The sequence below is a fragment of the Parabacteroides gordonii MS-1 = DSM 23371 genome (assembly GCF_000969825.1).
Taxonomy (GTDB): Bacteria; Bacteroidota; Bacteroidia; order Bacteroidales; family Tannerellaceae; genus Parabacteroides; species Parabacteroides gordonii.
The window spans coordinates 3,795,763-3,813,665 of sequence record NZ_KQ033919.1; the positions used below are offsets into that span (position 1 = coordinate 3,795,763).

The following is a 17,903-nucleotide window of genomic DNA, read 5'->3' on the forward strand; positions in this document are numbered from 1 at the left end:
CAACCTAATTTTAATTATCTCATAAAGTCGAGGTATATGTTGAAAATATGTTCGGCTTTTATGCTGACGGCATTCAGTGTCGTACCGGTTTTGGCTGAAGATTATCCCAATGTGGGAATCATGAAGCTTCAGCAATCAGAACAAAAAATTGCAGGAACCGTTGTTGATGCAAATAACGAACCTGTTATTGGTGCAAATGTGTTGGTAAAAGGTACGACTAACGGAGTTATAACGGATATGGATGGAAAGTTTGCACTGACAGTTTCCCGGGGAGCGGTGTTGCAAATATCTTATATCGGGTATATTACGCAGGAAATAAAAGTAACAAATAATACGACTTATACGATTCGTTTGGTTGAAGATTCGGAAACTTTGGAAGAAGTGGTTGTTGTCGGATATGGTACGATGAAAAAAAGAGATTTAACTGGTGCGGTTACTTCCGTTAAAATGGATGATGCTCCTGTTGGAACAATTTCGACCATTAGCCATGCTTTAGCAGGTAAAGCAGCCGGTTTGCAGGTTAACACTGTCAGTGCGCAACCTGGTGGTCAATCAACATTTCGTATCAGAGGTGCAGCTTCTTCGGATAAAGCGGGAAATGATCCGCTGATTATTATCGATGGATTTCCTGTAAGTGATCCTGGCTCATTAGATAGCGGAAACCAATATTCGGATGGAAAGAAAGATAATGTATTAGGTTCTATAAATCCCAATGACATTGAATCTATAGAGATATTGAAGGATGCAAGTTCAACAGCCATTTATGGAGCTCGTGCAGGAAATGGGGTTATCATTGTGACTACAAAGCGTGGAAAGAGCGGTGCCGCAAAAGTTCAATATTCAGGTTCTGCATCTGTACAAGAAATTGCAAAATCGTATGACGTGCTGGATGCGTCCGGTTTTATGAAGATACACAATCATTACAATAAGGAATTATGGATGTCTGCTAATGGTATTGGTATATATGGTGGAAAATCAGAAGCTGAGGCTTCTTCTCCTTTTGTTCCTAACTATACAGACGAACAGATTGCTAACCCGGAACATAACACTAATTGGTTTGATGAGATAACTCGTTTAGGTTTTCAAACATCGCATAATATCTCTATAACAGGAGGAAATGATAATACAAAATATTTAGTTTCAGGCAACTATTTCAAACAGGATGGTGTGATCAAGAATAATGCCATGGAACGTTATTCTGCCCGTGTCAATTTGGATCAGAAATTGAGTAAATATGTTAAGATGGGAGTGAATTTGAATGTGACGAGAAACTCTTATGACAATGTCTCTTTGGGGGATAACCAGGCTGGTAGTGCAGGTGTTTTGGTAACGGCTGTTCAATATAAGCCGACACTTCCTGTTCGAGATGAAAATGGAGATTATACTTTGAATCAAGATGTTGCTTATTTGCCGAATCCGGTGTCATTGTTGGACATAACCGATAAAACGACTAAGGAACGCTTGTTGGGAACGGTTTTCCTGGAAGTTCGTCCTATCCAAGATTTATTATTGAAAGCAAATTTCGGTATCGATAGAAATTATCAGAAACGTAGACAATATCTTCCTACTACGACTCTTTATGGTGCGAAGGAAAATGGTGCAGGATATATTGGCCAATCAGATAAATCAGATTATTTGATGGAGTTGACTGCCAATTACACAAAATCATTCGGAGACCATAACTTGAATGTTTTGGCCGGACACTCTTATCAATTATTTGATTCCGAGTTTCTTTCTGCTAAAAGTAATGATTTTATTACAGATGGTTTTTTATATAATAACTTAGGAGCAGGAAATGCAAAACGTCCTACTGTTGGTTCCAGTGCAACAAAATCGCGTATGGCTTCTTTCTTCGGACGTGTGAATTATTCGTTTAAAGATCGCTATTTATTGACAGCTACGTTACGAGCAGATGGATCTTCGAATTTTGCGGAAGGGAATCGTTGGGGTATATTTCCTTCTGTAGCTGCTGGTTGGAGATTTTTGGAAGAAGACTTTATGCAGCCTTTGACTAATGTGTTATCAAATGGTAAATTGCGTTTAAGCTACGGTGAAACAGGTAATGCAAATGTTGGAGATAAAGCTTATAGCTATTATAATGTTGGGTATAATAATATATTCGGCGGAAGTCAGATTAATGGTGTATATCTGAGCCAAATGGGTAATGCCGATCTGACCTGGGAGACGACTCGTGAATGGAATGTCGGATTGGATTTCGGTTTCTTAGACGGACGCATTAATGTGACAGCAGAATATTATCACAAGGTTGTTTCTGATTTATTGAACGAACATACTTTACTTTCATACAATGAGGTAAATAAAATTATAGCAAACGTAGGTAAGACGCAGAGTCAGGGCTTTGAACTAACGGTTAATACGACAAATGTGAAGAACAAAGAGTTCGAATGGACTTCAGACTTGACTTTCTCTTTGTATAGAGATAAATGGAAAGAAAGAGACCCGAATTGGAAACCAAGTTCTTGGGATGAATACAATGGATATATGCGCTATTCTTCGGGTTATTTATCGGATGGTTTAGTACAACCCGGTGAAGAAATTGCCCATATGCCAGGGGCATTACCAGGTCAAGTAAAAATAAAGGATATAGATGGGTATGCCTATAATGCTGATGGTTCCATTAAAGTCGATAAACATGGTATTCCTTTGAAAACAGGAACGCCAGATGGCAAGTTGGATGATGCTGATAAAGTAATTTATGGTTCAAATGATCCGGGTTATTTATTAGGGTTTAATAATACATTCCGTTATAAGAACTTTGATTTGAACGTTTATTTCTATGGACAGTTTAATAAATTAACCAGTGGTAGCTATAAAACAAAATGGCCGAGTGAATTTGTAAATGAGTTACGTAGAGGGTATAATCAGCCTACTTCTGTAAAGGATATTTGGAGTTCCACGAATCCGAATGGAAAGTTGCCTAGTTATTTCCAGATAGAGAGTGCATATGGAACAGGTGATTATTTTTATGATAAGACTTGGTTTATTCGTTGTCGTAATATAACTCTTGGATATAATATACCAATGAAAAAGGAAAAACAAATTCTATCTAACGTTCGTGTTTACTTGGATGTCAATAATCCATTTGTGGTTACTCCTTATGATGGACTTGATCCAGAAACAGACGTAGATAATTATGCTTATCCTAATGTTCGTACTTATAGTTTAGGTTTGGATATTACATTTTAATAATAATTGAATTATGAAAAAAATAATATATGTATTGTTGAGTTTTTATTTCGTATCATGTACGAATTTGGATTCAGAAAGATATGATACTATTAATCCCGGTTTTTTCCCAAACACGGAAAAGGATGCAGATGCTTTGATTACTGCTAGTGTTTATGCACCGTTCCGAAATTCGGATTATAATGGAATATTTAATTGTGCAAGTGGTATTCAAATTATAGGTGATATGACTACTGATTTAGCAGTATGTTGTTGGATAAATGATGCTTGGACTCCTTTAACACATCATAATTGGACTGCAAATCATTCTTATACAACAACGCAATATACGAATTATGTGAAATTCTTGGGGACAATGACATTAACTCAGGAGCGCATTGCTAATGTGACAATGAGTGATGAGGCAAGGAGCCGGATGAATGCGGAGATTCACATGGGACGTGGTTGGTTGGCATTTCTATTATACGATTTCTATGGACCTGTTCCTATCCCGACCTTGGAACAATTAAATAATCCGTTAGCCGAAGGAATCATACCTCGAGCCACACAGGGTGAAATGACAGCATTTATTGAAACGGAATTGAAAGCTGCATTGGAAGGCTTGCCTGTCCGCACTTCTTCTTTCGGTCGTTTTGATAAAGGCCTTGCCTATACGGTCCTGATGAAGTTTTATATGCATGAAAAGAGTTGGGAAAAAGCAATAGAGTGTGGACGTGAATTGATAAAACCGGAATATAAATATGGTTTGATGGATTCGTATGCTTCTATTTTTACGTTGGAGAATGAGCAGAATGAGGAAATTATTTATGCTTGTACAGAAGAAAGAGGAACTCAATTGGAATTATGGCATGATCATTGCTTACCTGGTAATTATCCATTAAAGAACAACTCAATTCAACGTTGGGACGGTTTTAAAGTTCCCTGGAAATTTTACCATACATTTGATAAAAACGATGATAGGCTATCTGTCTTAATAGGAGAATATGAAGGAAGTGACGGTGTATTATTTAATGAAGAGACAGATATTGCTAAACGTGGTGATGTTTATTCAGGTGCTGTTCCTGTAAAATATGGGGAAGATCCTGAGTCTACTGGGGATGGAAGCCAAATAGATTGGATTGTATATCGTTATGCAGATGTGTTGACATTGTTGTCCGAAGCTATTGTTCGTAACAGTAATGTTGTAACACAAGAAGCAGTTGATTTGTTGAATCAAGTTCGTATGCGTGCCAAATTAAAGGCATATACAATGGGGGATATAAAAGGAGTTGAAGATTTTTTGGATAAGGTGTTGGAAGAAAGAGGGCATGAATTCTGGTGGGAAGGTGTTCGACGTTCAGATTTGATCCGTCATGGTAAATTTATTCAGGGTGCAATAGACCGTGGATCGACAACGACAAAGCCTGAATTTGTATTATTTCCGTTGCCTCAAGCTGTGATAAATGAGGGAAAGGGTATTATTATTCAGAATCCCGGATATTAATATAATAAAATAACGTTTTTAAGGTAAAAAGGCTGTATTTTTGGCTGTGAAGGTCTAAAATTTCAGCCTTTTATCAGATTATGAGTTGAATTATTAATTGTAATTGCATATGAAATGTGTTATTCTAAGAAAAGTTTTTTTTGTTTTTGTATATGTGTCGTGTGTTTGGTGTGTGAATGCCACATCTCCAATAGAAGGTTTGTTGGAACGTATTGACAAAGGTGCATCGCGTAAGTTCATCATAGAGCGGGAGAATTCATTGACAGACTTTTTTGAACTTGATCAAAAAGGCGACAAAGTTGTTGTCCGTGGAAACAATTATGTAAGTATTGCTACAGGTATTAACTGGTATTTGAAATATTATGCTGGTATTCATCTTTCTTGGAATGGGATGACAGCAGAATTGCCATCAACATTACCTCCTGTATTACAAAAGGAACGCCATGAAACAACGATGCAGTATCGTTATGATTTAAACTATTGTACCTATTCCTATACGATGGCTTTCTGGGATTGGGAACGTTGGCAAAAGGAAATAGATTGGATGGCGTTGCATGGTATCAATTTGCCTTTGGCTATTACCGGAACCGATGTGGTATGGTTTAATGTGCTGAAAAGGTTAGGATATACTAAAGAAGAGATAAACGAGTATATAGCAGGTCCAGGCTTTCAGGCATGGTGGTTGATGAATAATCTGGAAGGTTGGGGCGGACCGAATCCGGATAGTTGGTACATACAGCAAGCCGATTTGCAGAAAAAGATCTTGAAACGGATGCGCGAGTTTGGAATAGAGCCTGTTTTACCTGGTTATTCAGGCATGGTTCCGCATAATGCAAAAGAGAAACTGGGATTGGATGTCAAGCCCGGCTTATGGTGTTCTTATAATCGTCCAGCCTTTTTGTTGCCGACAGATCCTAGGTTTGGAGAAATCGCTTCCATTTATTATGAAGAGATGGATAAATTGTATGGTAAATCCAATTATTACAGCATGGATCCTTTCCACGAAGGAAGTGCTGAAGGTGTCGATTTGCCTGCTGCGGGACATGCTGTTATGAATCAGATGAAAAAGAATAACCCGGATGCAAAATGGGTTGTGATGGCATGGGGAAATAACCCTCACTCCCAAATGATAAAAGGTTTGAAAAAAGGAGACTTGTTGGTGCTTGACCTGTTTTCGGAAAGTACACCGCAATGGGGTGATCCGGATTACAAAAATGGCAGAAAGAATGGACTTGATGGACATGACTGGTTATATTGTATGCTTCTCAATTTTGGAGGTAACGTTGGTTTGCATGGTAAAATGGCACATGTTATAAATAGTTTTTATAAAGCAAAATCTCATCCTACCTTTGGGAAAGACTTGAAAGGTGTCGGGTTGACGATGGAGGGGAGTGAGAACAATCCTGTCATGTTTGAGTTGTTGACAGAACTCCCCTGGCGGAATGAAAGGTTTGATAAAGACGCTTGGTTGGATAATTATACGATTGCTCGTTATGGGAAAGACTGCAAAGAAATTAAGCAGGCTTGGCGTATTTTATCAAATTCCATTTATAATGCTCCGGCAGCTTCCAGTCAACAGGGAACACATGAGTCTATTTTTTGTGCGCGGCCTTCTTTAAAAGCTTATCAAGTATCGACATGGTCCTATATGAAAGATTATTATGACCCGAATGAAGTGATCAAGGCGGCCGAATTGATGTTATCTGTTGCTGATCAATTTAAAGGGAATAATAATTTTGAATATGATTTGGTTGATATCGTTCGCCAGGCAATTGCCGAAAAAGGACGTTTACTGCTAAAAGTTGTCCGAGCCGCCCACGAAGCGGGGGAAAAGGATTTGTACAGAAGTCTTTCAAAACGTTTTTTGGATATGATTTTGTTGCAAGATGAGTTACTAAGTACACGATCTGAATTCAAGGTAGGTAATTGGATTGCACAGGCTCGTAATATAGGCAATACACAGGCTGAGAAAGATTTGTATGAATGGAATGCACGTGTGCAAATAACAACTTGGGGTAATCGTGCAGCTGCAGAAAAAGGTGGACTGTGGGATTATGCTCATCGGGAATGGAATGGTTTGTTGAAAGATGTGTACTATGTACGCTGGAAAGCTTTTTTTGAAAAGGGAGAAAATGAGAAAGTTGATTACTATGTGTTAGATGAGGCTTGGACGAAAAAAACAAATTTCTATAGTGCATCTTCTTCTGATGACTGTGTGGAAGTAGTAAAGAAGGTTTTTGAGATTGTTTTTAGGAATTGATTGTATCATATTAAGGAGATACAATAATAGTCCACAAAATAAGCAATAATTTGCTATTTTTTATCGGTAGGGGAGCCTTTATATTTGCATCATACTTACAGTACGATGTACAATAAAGTGATTGAAATACCATGAAAAGAAAACAACTATTATTTACACTACTCTTGTTGTGTTGCGCGGTAGTACAGGCAAAAGAATACCATGTCTCCGTAAAAGGTAATGATATGAATGAAGGAACGGAAAAGGCTCCCTTCCGGACTATCGGAAAAGCTGCGGAATATGCTTTCCCGGGAGACGTGATTACCGTGCATGGAGGAACGTACCGGGAATGGGTGAATCCACCCCGGGGAGGCGAAAGCGATAAGAAACGCATTATCTACCGCGCAGCGCCAGGAGAAAAGGTCGAGATAAAAGGCTCGGAAAGAATTACCAACTGGACGAAAGAGAAAAACGGTGTCTGGAAAGTAACGATACCGAACACCTTCTTCGGAAATTATAATCCCTACGTAGATCTGATCTATGGAGATTGGTTTAGTGATATGGGACGCAAGCATCATACCGGAGAGGTATTCCTTAATAACAAGTCCCTTTATGAAAAGGAAACCTTGGATAAGGTGCTGACTCCTGTCGTGCACGAAAATAGCCGGGATAAGGAAGGGTCTGTCTACACCTGGTATTGCGAGAACGACGGTATAAATACCACTATCTTCGCCAATTTCCATAAATACGATCCCAATAAAGAACTAGTGGAAATAAGTACCCGCCCCACTTGTTTTTATCCGGAGAAACCGGGTATCGACTACCTGACTATCCAGGGCTTTGAAATCAGTCAGGCAGCTACCCAATGGGGAGCACCGACCGCCGAGCAAATCGGTATGGTGGCTACCCATTGGAATAAAGGCTGGATTATTGAGAACAACATCATCAGCAACTCAAAGTGTTCGGGTATCACCCTCGGAAAAGAACGTAAAACCGGGCATAATGTCTGGCTGAACGACACTACCCTCGACGGCTCACTACATTATATTGAAGTTACTTTCAATACGATCCGCCACGGCTGGAACAAGGAGAACATTGGTTCGCATATTGTTCGTAACAATGAAATATCCCATTGCGAACAAACGGGTATCTGTGGAAGTATGGGAGCTGCTTTCAGCTTGATTGAAAACAATCATATCCATGATATCTGGGTAAAGCGCCAGTTTACCGGTGCCGAGATCGGAGGTATCAAGTTTCATGCCGCTGTGGATACACGGATTATTCATAACCGTATCCACAATGCCGGTCGTGCCCTTTGGCTGGATTGGATGACGCAGGGTACGCGCGTCTCCTGTAATTTATTCTATGATAATACTATGGAAGATCTGTTCCTGGAAGTTAATCACGGTCCGTTCCTGGTTGATAATAATATCTTTGCTTCCCGCCGGAGCATTCTCGAACAATCACAGGGAGGAGCTTATGTACACAATCTGATTGTCGGAGAGATCTACCGTTACGTGGAACATGGACGGTATACGCCTTATTTCCAGCCTCATTCGACGGAAGTAGCCGGTTTGTCCATCATCCCTGGAGGAGACGATCGTTACATCAATAACCTCTTTGCTACGGTTCTTCCTCTAAATGAAAAAGATAGTAAACGGAAATACGGTCTGGCTGATTATAACGGGACTGTTTATCCGATGATGGTGGACGGAAATGTTTATTACAATGGCGCGTTACCTTTTGGAGGTGAAAAGAATAAAGTGGTTCTACTTGACTTCATTCCGAATGTGAAAGTCGATGAAACGGCTGATGGCGTTTATCTTTCTTTTTCCGTGAAAGGTCTGGAAGGTTTGCAAACTTCCAGAGTGACAACCGAAAGGCTGGGGAAAGCAAAACTTCCACGCCAGACCTTCGACCAACCGGACGGAAGCCCGATTGATATTGCTACCGACTATCTGGGCAATGCACGTGGAAATCAACCTAAACCCGGGCCGTTGGAATCTATCCGCGACGGAGAGGTCAGGATTAAAGTATGGTAATTTTAAATATATATTGATATGACATCCAGAGAGCGCGTACAAAGCGCATTAAACCATAAGGCTCCCGACTATATACCTGTTGACTTCGGAGCCACATCCGTCACTGGCATTCATTGCAAGGTCGTGGAAGCATTAAGACAACATTACGGGCTGGACGCCCATCCCGTCCGTATTATCGAACCCTTTCAGATGCTGGGCGAGATAGAAGATGATTTGCAGGAAGTGATGGGAATAGACTGCGTCCCTGTTTTCGGACGTAAAAATATGTTCGATATCGACGAAACCCAACTGCATGAGCAGATTACCCCCTGGGGACAGAAGGTTATGATCGCCACCGGTATCGACCTGACGACAGATAAGGAGGGAGATGTCTATATTTATGCCGGTGGCGACCGTTCCTATCCTCCCAGTGCCGTGATGCCTTCCGATTGCTATTTTATCAATGCGACGGAAAGACAGGAATATGTGAATGACGACGAAATCACTCCGGAGGATAATCTGGAAGAGTTCGGTCTTATTTCGGAGGAAGACCTGCAATATTATAAGACGGCTGTAGGCCGGGCCGCTTCAACAGGAAAAGCCGTTGTTGCCAGTTTCGGAGGAACTGCATTAGGGGATATCGCCTTTGTCCCCGGCATGGGATTGAAGAACCCGAAAGGTATCCGTAATGTTGCCGAGTGGTATATGTCGACCGCCATGCGCCGTGACTATGTGCAGACTGTATTTGAAAAACAAACCGACATAGCAATAGCAAACTATCAGCGGTTGTGGGATACGGTTGGAGACAAGGTTGATGTTGTTTTTACCTGTGGTACTGACTTCGGAACTCAGGATTCCCAATTCTGTTCGCTGGATACCTTCAGGGAACTGTGGCTTCCCCATTATAAGCGGATGAATGACTGGATACATCAGCATACTAATTGGAAAGTATTCAAACATTCCTGCGGGGCTATTATGCCGATCCTTCCCGGCTTGGTGGAAGCAGGCTTCGACATTATCAACCCGGTACAGATCAATGCAAAGGATATGGATCCGGCGGTTTTGAAAAGAGAATATGGCAGCCGGGTTACTTTCTGGGGTGGGGGAATCGATACTCAGCGTATTTTACCGAATGCAACCCCTGAAGAAGTTAGGAGCCATGTTTTGCAGGAATGTGAAATATTGGGTGCAAACGGAGGTTTTATATTCAACGCCGTCCACAATATCCAGGCCAATGCACCTGTACGAAATGTGGTGGCTATGATCGAAACCTTACGCGAAATACGGAACATATAATTTATACAGAATAAAGTTATGGCAGATTTAGAGAGTTTATATGAAGCTATTTTGAAAGGTAAACTGGAAGTAGCCAAAACGGTGACAACCGAGGCGATTGCGGAGAATGTGGATCCGCATCTGATCATCAACGACTATATGTCGCGGGCAATGGAAGATATAGGTAAACGTTTTGAGGAAGGAAAAGCCTTTGTCCCTGAACTATTAATGGCAGCCCGTGCCATGAAAGGAGCACTCGACCTGCTGAAGCCGCTGATGAAAGGAGCTGCTTCCCATTGCTTGGGTAAGGTGGTGATAGGAACGGTAAAGGGGGATTTGCATGATATCGGTAAGAACCTGGTAGCTTCCATGTTGGAAGGTTGTGGTTTTGAGGTGATCAACTTGGGGACGGATATCTCTTCGGAAAAGTTTATAGCGGCGATCAGGGAAAACCAGGCGCAGATCCTTTGCCTTTCCGCCTTGCTGACAACGACAATGAATTATATGCAGGAGGTTATCAATGCTCTCGAAACAACCGGTATCCGTCAGCAAGTGAAAGTGATGATTGGAGGAGCACCTGTATCGGAGTCGTTTGCTCACCAGATCGGAGCGGATGGCTATAGTGATAATGCGAATGCTGCTGTGACATTGGCAAAATCGTTGTTATCAGCTTGATACTATGCTTGATTGTAAATTGGATTTTAGTACGTTATCCCTGACAGCAGACGATTTGCTTGCTGAAATGGGATACGGAAACACTGCTCCGGAAGAACCTGTGGAAGCATTGACTGTTTCCATGTTGGAAGAGGTTTCTTCCTGGATTGTTCCGCGTTGTTTTTTCAGCTTATTTGAAGGTACGGTTGATGCCGGAGTTGTATCTCTCGCTTGCGGTCAGACTATCCCTGTGGGAGATACGATCGCTTCCCTGCTGAAAGGATCCAGACGTTTTGCCCTTTTTGCGGCTACGGCGGGAACGGTTTTTCAGGAATACCAGGATCGTCTGAAGGAGGAAGGAGATATTCTGAAATGTTTCATCGCAGATATTATCGGAACATGTGTAGCAGAAAAAGCCGGCGATTATATGGAACGTCTGCTAGAGGAAGAGTTGAAAGGTGAGCGGCATACGAACCGCCTGAGTCCCGGCTATTGTGGCTGGCACCTGACGGGGCAGAAAGCCTTGTTCCGGCTGATGGGCGGAAATCCCTGCGGCATCAGCCTGTCGGATGTTTGCCTTATGACCCCGATCAAATCGATCAGCGGAATAATCGGTATCGGCCCGGAAGTCGATGTGAAAAAATACGGTTGCCAGTATTGTGAACTGGAAACCTGCTATAAACGAAAAAGAAAGAAGAGTTAATGGAAATACAAAAATGGCTACAGGAAACAATCGGGCAGAATGAGCGTAGGGCTATCCCTATCATGACTCATCCCGGTATTGAGCTTTGTGGAAAGACAGTAAAAGAAGCCGTCACCAGCGGTACGGTACATGCAGAAGCTATTTGCCGGCTGAATGAGTTATATCCCGCGGCCGCTCCGACCGTGATCATGGATCTGACAGTGGAAGCCGAAGCTTTTGGTGCGAAAGTGGTATTCCCCGAAGATGAAGTCCCCAGCGTGACGGAACCGTTGGTATCGGATAAAGAATCGATCGACAATTTGCAGATACCTTCTCTGGATAGTGCGCGTATTCCTGAATATCTGAAGGCAAACCGACTGACAGCGGAACGTATCAACGACAAACCGGTCTTTGCCGGTTGTATCGGGCCGTTTTCACTGGCCGGACGCTTGTTCGGTTTATCGGAGCTGATGATTGCCCTTTATGTAGAACCCGAGAATATAACAATTCTATTAGATAAATGTACCCGCTTCCTGATCGACTATTGTCGTGCGATCAAAGCAACCAGCGTTCACGGAGTAATTATGGCGGAACCGGCAGCGGGGCTGATCTCGAACGAAGACTCTATACTTTATTCGACAACCTATGTCCGTCAGGTCGTGGAAGCCGTGCAGGATGAGAACTTCATTGTGATCTTACATAATTGCGGGAATGCCGGTCATTGTACGGATGCTATGGTTCAGTCGCGGGCAGCCGGCCTTCATTTCGGTAATAAGATCAATATGATGGATGCGCTGGCAGATTGCCCGACAGATCGTTTGGTGATGGGTAACCTGGATCCTGTCGGTCTTTTTAAACAATCATTTTCGGAAGAAGTGTATGCTGCAACGATGGATCTGTTACAGCAAACCAAGTCATGGAAAAATTTCATTCTGTCGACAGGCTGTGATGTACCGCCCCATATTCCGGCAGAGAATATAAAAAGCTTTTATCAGGCACTTAGTGATTTTAACCGATCAATGTAAAAAAGAAAGCCCTGTGTAAAGTTGTACTTACACAGGGCTTGTTATTTATAGTCTTTATTACCGGATGAACAGCAACTCTCTGTATTTCGGCAATGGCCACATCTGGTTATCCACCATCAACTCCAGTTCGTCGATATGTTCGCGGATCTCATCCAGGAACGGAACAACCGTGTCGTGATAAGCGATCGCCTTGCTGCGGTAGTCGGTTATGACATTTGCCTTCTTGCGGGCTTCGATCATTTCGTCTGTCATGCGTGTTACGGCATTTACATGTTTGGAGATCTTACGTACCAGACGGCGCGGTTCGGCTGACAGTTCCTCGTATTCTTCCGGACTGAATGTTTCTTTCAGTTTGGTGATATTGCTGAGCAGTAAAGACTGGTAATGCAATACGACCGGAATAATATGGTTCATGGATAAGTCTCCCAATACACGGGCTTCGATCTGTACTTTCTTGATATAGATCTCCCATTTCACCTCGTTACGTGCTTCCAGCTCCTTTTCATTCAAAACACCGGTTTCCTTGAACATACGGATCACTTCCGGTTTCAGGTAAGCATCGTATTGCAACGGAACGCTGTTTTCACAATCCAATCCACGGCGGGCAGCTTCTTTTTTCCACTCGTCGCAGTAGCCGTTACCGTCGAAACGGATAGGTTTAGACTCTTTTATGTATGCTTTCAATGTTTCGAAGATGGCAACTTCTTTGCTCTTTCCTGCAGCCTGAAGTGCTTCTACATCTTTTTTGAACTGTTGCAACTGATGGGCTACAGCCGAGTTGACAGCCAGCATAGCCGATCCGCAGTTAACGGATGAACCCGGGGCACGGAACTCGAAACGGTTTCCGGTGAAAGCGAAAGGAGAGGTACGGTTACGGTCGGTATTATCCAGCAGCAGTTCGGGGATCTGTCCGAAGCCCAGGCTCAGACGCTTCTTGTCGTCCACCTCGATGGCATCTTCGATCGAACTGTTTTCGAACTTATCCAGTACTTCGCTGATCTGCGTTCCCAGGAAAGATGAGATAATTGCCGGAGGTGCTTCGTTGGCACCCAGGCGATGTGCGTTGGTTGCAGAAGCGATACTGGCTTTCAGCAGCGCATTGTATTTATATACAGCCATCAGCGTATTCACAACGAAGGTGATGAAACGCAGGTTGTCTTCGCGGTCTTTACCCGGCGAGAACAGGTTGATACCCGTATCGGTTCCCATCGACCAGTTACAATGCTTACCCGAACCATTCACACCCATAAAAGGTTTTTCGTGAAGCAGTACGCGGAAGTTATGACGGCGTGAAACACGTTTCATGACCGACATCAGCAACTGGTTATGGTCGTTGGCCAGATTACATTCCTCATAGATGGGAGCCAACTCGAACTGGTTGGGAGCAACCTCATTATGACGTGTCTTAACCGGGATACCCAGCTTATAACATTCCACTTCCAGGTCTTTCATAAATTCCTGTACGCGGGAAGGGATGGCACCGAAATAATGGTCGTCCAACTGCTGGTTCTTGGCACTTTCGTGTCCCAGCAAGGTACGTTCCGTCAGTGACAGGTCGGGACGGGCGGAATACAATTCTTCGTCAACCAGGAAATACTCCTGTTCCCAACCCAGATAAGTGATTACTTTATGAACATCTTCGTTGAAGTAGTTGCAAACATCTTTTGCCGCCTTGTTCAGAGCCTCTACTGAACGGATCAGCGGAGTTTTGTAGTCGAGTGCCTCACCGGTATAAGCGATAAAGACAGTCGGGATACACAGTGTGTCGTCTACAACAAATGCGGGGGAGGAAGGATCCCAGGCAGAATATCCGCGGGCTTCGAACGTGTTGCGCAGTCCGCCGTTGGGGAAGCTGGAAGCATCCGGTTCCTGTTGGGCGAGCAGCTTGCCACTGAATTCTTCGATCATACCGCCATTGCCGTCGTGTTCTACAAAAGCGTCGTGCTTTTCGGCTGTTCCGTCGGTAAGAGGCTGGAACCAGTGTGTGTAATGAGTTACTCCTTTTTCCAGTGCCCACATACGCATACCGGCTGCCACATGATTGGCTATTTCGCGGTCGATAGGTGTTCCATTATCAATAGAGTGGGTCAGGGCTTTGTACGTTTCCTTGGAGAGATACTTCTTCATTGCCTTACGGTTAAATACGTTCTCGCCATAGTACTCTGATACTTTCTGATTGGGAGTGACGGCTTCTACGGCCTTACGGTTGGAAGCTTTCTCCACTGCATTAAAGCGTGAGATTGACATACGGATTATTTTTTTGTTTACCGACCGCAAAGATACGAGCAAATCTTTATTTATGCTTTCAATGGGTAGTTAAAAACAAAAAAGTCCGCTGACTTTGGATGAGCTCGATTTTTCCTTTTTTAGTGTAGTATGTTAGAACAACCTTTCAGTTGAACATACTGTCAAAGAAATCTTCGTCCGTATTATCGAGGAAAGTGACCCAATATTGATGTGTCATCCGATCGAAATAATGCAGTGCCCCGTTATTACAAAGGATATAGAGGGTATCGCCGGCTTTTAATGTCCCATAAATAGTGGTTAGTGGCATGACGAGGACAGGAGTTCCATCTTCCATAAATACCAGGCAACCATTCAAAAAAGCAAATTCCCATTCTTCGCAGATGGAGTAAAGTAAAGCGGCGATATCGCAGGGACATTGTCTCGGGATGCGGTCGGCGATGTGGCGAAGTTGTACTAGTGTTTTCTTTTTCATATCCTACTGAGTTTTAAGTCTGATATGTTCCGCAACCGCACAAAAAAGGGGCACGTAACATATACATAAACCCCAGCTGTAGGTACTGGAATACCCCAAAATCGAGAATACGTAGCATGCCCGTACCCCCACTTATCGTAACAAAAATTACATAAGCGTGGCACGAACATCCAATCATCGATTTTGTTAAATTTCCAGTTTTACAGCTAGATAATTAAATGTTCTATAACAAATTGCCGGATTTCTCCCCGGTAATGACAGCAAAGATAGAATATTGGTTTTAGATAGCAAAAATTATGGCTGACGGATTTATGAATAATTAGTATGTAGAAGAGTGTAACTCTTGGTGGATGATAATATATGATTGGGGGTATACTATCTATAAAACGTAAAGGTCAGAGATGGTTTTGAAAAAATGATCATTTTGTCATTTTGATATTTATGCTGCGGGAGAACCCGTTGTATGCGGGGAAGCGGACGGTGGTTTTCAAATAACGAACGGAGCAAATGTTGGGCATTGACATAATGATAGCGGTTTGTTTATAATGGTAAAATAAATTTCATTATTATGGAAAGCTCCGGCGGGTAATTTGCTCATCGGTTACCGGTTGGTTGATATACAGATAAAAATGTCAATCGGGAATAAACTTGTTCGGACGAGCTTCTGTGTAAAAAAGGGGGCTGTTTGATATAGACGAGGATGCTTTTTGCAGATATTTTCCGAAAAAAGAAATTGTCTGCGCAGTTAGTTCGGATTACCCGGCAGGTAATCGCGACCAACTGCCGGGTAATTGCCGGTGAAGTCCGAGGTAATTGAAACTACCTGCCGGGTAGTTGGCATTGGGCAGGACTTAATTTGCAATTACCTGCCGGAAATTGGCTGATAGCCGGCTTTTAGGACTGTATAAAAAGAAGGTACTGTTATAAATATTCCATAAAACCGACCATTATGTTCATTGTTGTACTCAATTTACATCTGTTTGATATTAACGTAGCGAAGCATTTAGAAGGAAGTTTGCCAACCAACGATTTAGAAATAATATATGAATACACTAAAGCCTTTTTCTAATCTTCCCGATAAATAACACATTATTATCATTCTCATTCAAAGAAGCAGCCAGCTCCCCGAGTTTCTTTTTGTCCTGGGCGGGGCATTTACCGGAAGCGAGATGAGTCTCTATTTGTTCTGCCAGCTGTCCCGGTTCCAGATTCTGGATAAAATATCCACGGTAAAAGCGGTATCCCGGATTGGAGATCGGGAGATTTCCGTAGAAATCGTTTACGAGGCGGAAATGGGAGGAGGCATTCTTTTGCGTATCTACCAATATGTCTCCACCATTTTCCGGACCGTTTTTCCTCCAATAGTAATAAGTAATTATAAAATGGTTTGGTAGTCTGTAATAAAAATGTACCGGTTTCTCTTTCGGATTCGGGAAAGTCATGGTGAATTCCGGCAATAGCCGGTTGCCGGCAGGATCGTAGACAAAGAGAGTGTCTATGTTGGTGTGGAAGAAATCGAAATCGTTGCAGTTTCTGGGAGAGAAAACTTCTCCGTTGAAGTCACTTACTTTTGTTGTTGCGGTTGCCGGGATTTGTTGCAGGATGTTACCTTCCGGATCCATGCGGAAAGCAAAATACTCTCCTTCGGCAAAAGGCATGTGCACGACCGATAAGGTGCCGTCTGTGTTTAAGTATATTTTGGGCTTGTTGAGTCTTGTGGGGAGCTTGATGTCTTTTATCCAACTGCCGTCTGTACTATACATCATGATTTTGTCGCCAACAAAAGGAGAAAGAAAGATATGGCCGTTCTTTTCGTCGATGACTTCATCGTAGATGGAAATGGCATATTCTCCCGCCCCATTCCCCACGGAGCCGATATCATGCAGGAACCTACCCTCTTTATCGAAAAGTTTGAAGGGGGCGCCTTCTTGCCGTACCCCGATATACTGGTCGGTGGCAAGGGTGAACCAGGCTTTAAACATAGCTTTGTCGGAGTTGTCGAAATGTATGATTCGACAGTCGTCGATAAATTCGCTGAGCGGCACGTCGATGGTATCTTTCGCGAGGGCGAAGTCGCACATGGTCAGTTTGTGCCCGTCTGTTTCAACAGTGGTGATACTTCCGTCGTTTGCTTTCTGCGTTTGTTGTTTCCGGGTGGAGGTGTCGCATGCTGATAAACATCCTGCTAACAGGATGGAGGAGAGGAGTAGGCCAGTTGTTTTCATACAAGATCGTTTAAAGTTATTTACTGTATACAAAAATACGAATGATTCGTAATTACGGGCTATTCGTACAGGAATGTTTGAGTCCGATTAAATTCTATTAACTGTTCCGGAGTAAGCTCCAACTTGTGTCACAAACTGTGGAACAAATACGCTGTTTTGTGCCTGTATTAGGTGGAAATGTGCCCGAAAAAGTGTTAAAAAGTGCCGTTTTTAAGGAACAAGTAGCTGCCAATATGCGTGTTTTTGCCGATTGTTTCCCGGGTAATGGGCAGGTAAAAGCCTGTTAAAAGGGGATTCGATGTAATTTGCTTGTTTTGGCTTTATTGTTTGATAATCTGTGTTTTATCTGTGAAATTGTTTTGAGGCGAGACTC

At 42.7% G+C, this 17,903-nt stretch carries 10 protein-coding genes and 1 pseudogene; 8 read left to right on the forward strand and 3 right to left on the reverse strand.

Annotated elements, in window-relative coordinates; translation table 11 throughout:
• The first annotated feature begins 36 nt into the window (after positions 1–36).
• From HMPREF1536_RS14300 to HMPREF1536_RS14335, 8 genes and pseudogenes are all read left to right on the forward strand, one after another.
• Positions 37–3,207 carry a SusC/RagA family TonB-linked outer membrane protein gene (locus HMPREF1536_RS14300; protein ID WP_225607929.1) on the forward strand — a complete coding sequence of 1,057 codons (3,171 nt, stop codon included), beginning with the start codon at positions 37–39 and terminating at the stop codon, positions 3,205–3,207.
• Positions 3,208–3,220: 13 nt separating this feature from the next.
• A complete protein-coding gene (locus HMPREF1536_RS14305; RefSeq protein WP_028728449.1) occupies positions 3,221–4,690 on the forward strand; it encodes a RagB/SusD family nutrient uptake outer membrane protein in 1,470 nt (489 codons plus the stop codon).
• Positions 4,691–4,799: 109 nt separating this feature from the next.
• Positions 4,800–6,950, forward strand: coding sequence for an alpha-N-acetylglucosaminidase (locus HMPREF1536_RS14310; RefSeq protein ID WP_081693354.1), 2,151 nt, complete (start codon positions 4,800–4,802; stop codon positions 6,948–6,950).
• A 131-nt stretch (positions 6,951–7,081) separates the two neighbouring features.
• Positions 7,082–8,971 (forward strand): right-handed parallel beta-helix repeat-containing protein, encoded by a 1,890-nt coding sequence (locus HMPREF1536_RS14315; protein ID WP_044192634.1) that lies wholly within the window; start codon positions 7,082–7,084, stop codon positions 8,969–8,971.
• A gap of 18 nt (positions 8,972–8,989) precedes the next feature.
• The gene (locus HMPREF1536_RS14320; protein ID WP_028728452.1) at positions 8,990–10,246 is read left to right on the forward strand and encodes a uroporphyrinogen decarboxylase family protein; all 1,257 of its coding nucleotides are present in this window, start codon (positions 8,990–8,992) and stop codon (positions 10,244–10,246) included.
• A 27-nt stretch (positions 10,247–10,273) separates the two neighbouring features.
• Positions 10,274–10,900 (forward strand): annotated as a pseudogene (locus HMPREF1536_RS14325) (corrinoid protein); the annotation flags it as partial.
• Positions 10,901–10,904: 4 nt separating this feature from the next.
• Positions 10,905–11,582: a vitamin B12 dependent-methionine synthase activation domain-containing protein gene (locus HMPREF1536_RS14330; RefSeq protein WP_028728454.1), complete on the forward strand. Its 678-nt coding sequence runs from the start codon at positions 10,905–10,907 to the stop codon at positions 11,580–11,582.
• The gene (locus HMPREF1536_RS14335; RefSeq protein ID WP_028728455.1) at positions 11,582–12,586 is read left to right on the forward strand and encodes a methylcobamide--CoM methyltransferase; all 1,005 of its coding nucleotides are present in this window, start codon (positions 11,582–11,584) and stop codon (positions 12,584–12,586) included. Before HMPREF1536_RS14330 ends, HMPREF1536_RS14335 begins: the two co-directional genes overlap by 1 nt.
• A gap of 57 nt (positions 12,587–12,643) precedes the next feature.
• Here HMPREF1536_RS14335 and HMPREF1536_RS14340 read toward each other — a convergent pair whose 3' ends face one another.
• The 3 genes from HMPREF1536_RS14340 to HMPREF1536_RS14350 all read right to left on the reverse strand — a co-directional run bounded on the left by HMPREF1536_RS14340 (position 12,644) and on the right by HMPREF1536_RS14350 (position 17,530).
• Entirely contained in the window at positions 12,644–14,833 is a 2,190-nt protein-coding gene (locus tag HMPREF1536_RS14340; protein WP_028728456.1) for a glutamine synthetase III family protein, read from the reverse strand.
• Between the two features lie 145 nt (positions 14,834–14,978).
• Positions 14,979–15,305 carry a hypothetical protein gene (locus HMPREF1536_RS14345; protein WP_028728457.1) on the reverse strand — a complete coding sequence of 109 codons (327 nt, stop codon included), beginning with the start codon at positions 15,303–15,305 and terminating at the stop codon, positions 14,979–14,981.
• 1,052 nt (positions 15,306–16,357) lie between these two features.
• Positions 16,358–17,530, reverse strand: coding sequence for a 6-bladed beta-propeller (locus HMPREF1536_RS14350; RefSeq protein WP_028728458.1), 1,173 nt, complete (start codon positions 17,528–17,530; stop codon positions 16,358–16,360).
• Positions 17,531–17,903: the final 373 nt, after the last annotated feature.

Bases quoted from the DNA above. Each gene is read 5' to 3' on its own strand.
- HMPREF1536_RS14300 (WP_225607929.1), top strand. From the start codon at position 37: ATGTTGAAAATATGTTCGGCTTTTATGCTGACGGCATTCAGTGTCGTA.
- HMPREF1536_RS14305 (WP_028728449.1), top strand. From the start codon at position 3,221: ATGAAAAAAATAATATATGTATTGTTGAGTTTTTATTTCGTATCATGT.
- HMPREF1536_RS14310 (WP_081693354.1), top strand. From the start codon at position 4,800: ATGAAATGTGTTATTCTAAGAAAAGTTTTTTTTGTTTTTGTATATGTG.
- HMPREF1536_RS14315 (WP_044192634.1), top strand. From the start codon at position 7,082: ATGAAAAGAAAACAACTATTATTTACACTACTCTTGTTGTGTTGCGCG.
- HMPREF1536_RS14320 (WP_028728452.1), top strand. From the start codon at position 8,990: ATGACATCCAGAGAGCGCGTACAAAGCGCATTAAACCATAAGGCTCCC.
- HMPREF1536_RS14330 (WP_028728454.1), top strand. From the start codon at position 10,905: ATGCTTGATTGTAAATTGGATTTTAGTACGTTATCCCTGACAGCAGAC.
- HMPREF1536_RS14335 (WP_028728455.1), top strand. From the start codon at position 11,582: ATGGAAATACAAAAATGGCTACAGGAAACAATCGGGCAGAATGAGCGT.
- HMPREF1536_RS14340 (WP_028728456.1), bottom strand. From the start codon at position 14,833: ATGTCAATCTCACGCTTTAATGCAGTGGAGAAAGCTTCCAACCGTAAG.
- HMPREF1536_RS14345 (WP_028728457.1), bottom strand. From the start codon at position 15,305: ATGAAAAAGAAAACACTAGTACAACTTCGCCACATCGCCGACCGCATC.
- HMPREF1536_RS14350 (WP_028728458.1), bottom strand. From the start codon at position 17,530: ATGAAAACAACTGGCCTACTCCTCTCCTCCATCCTGTTAGCAGGATGT.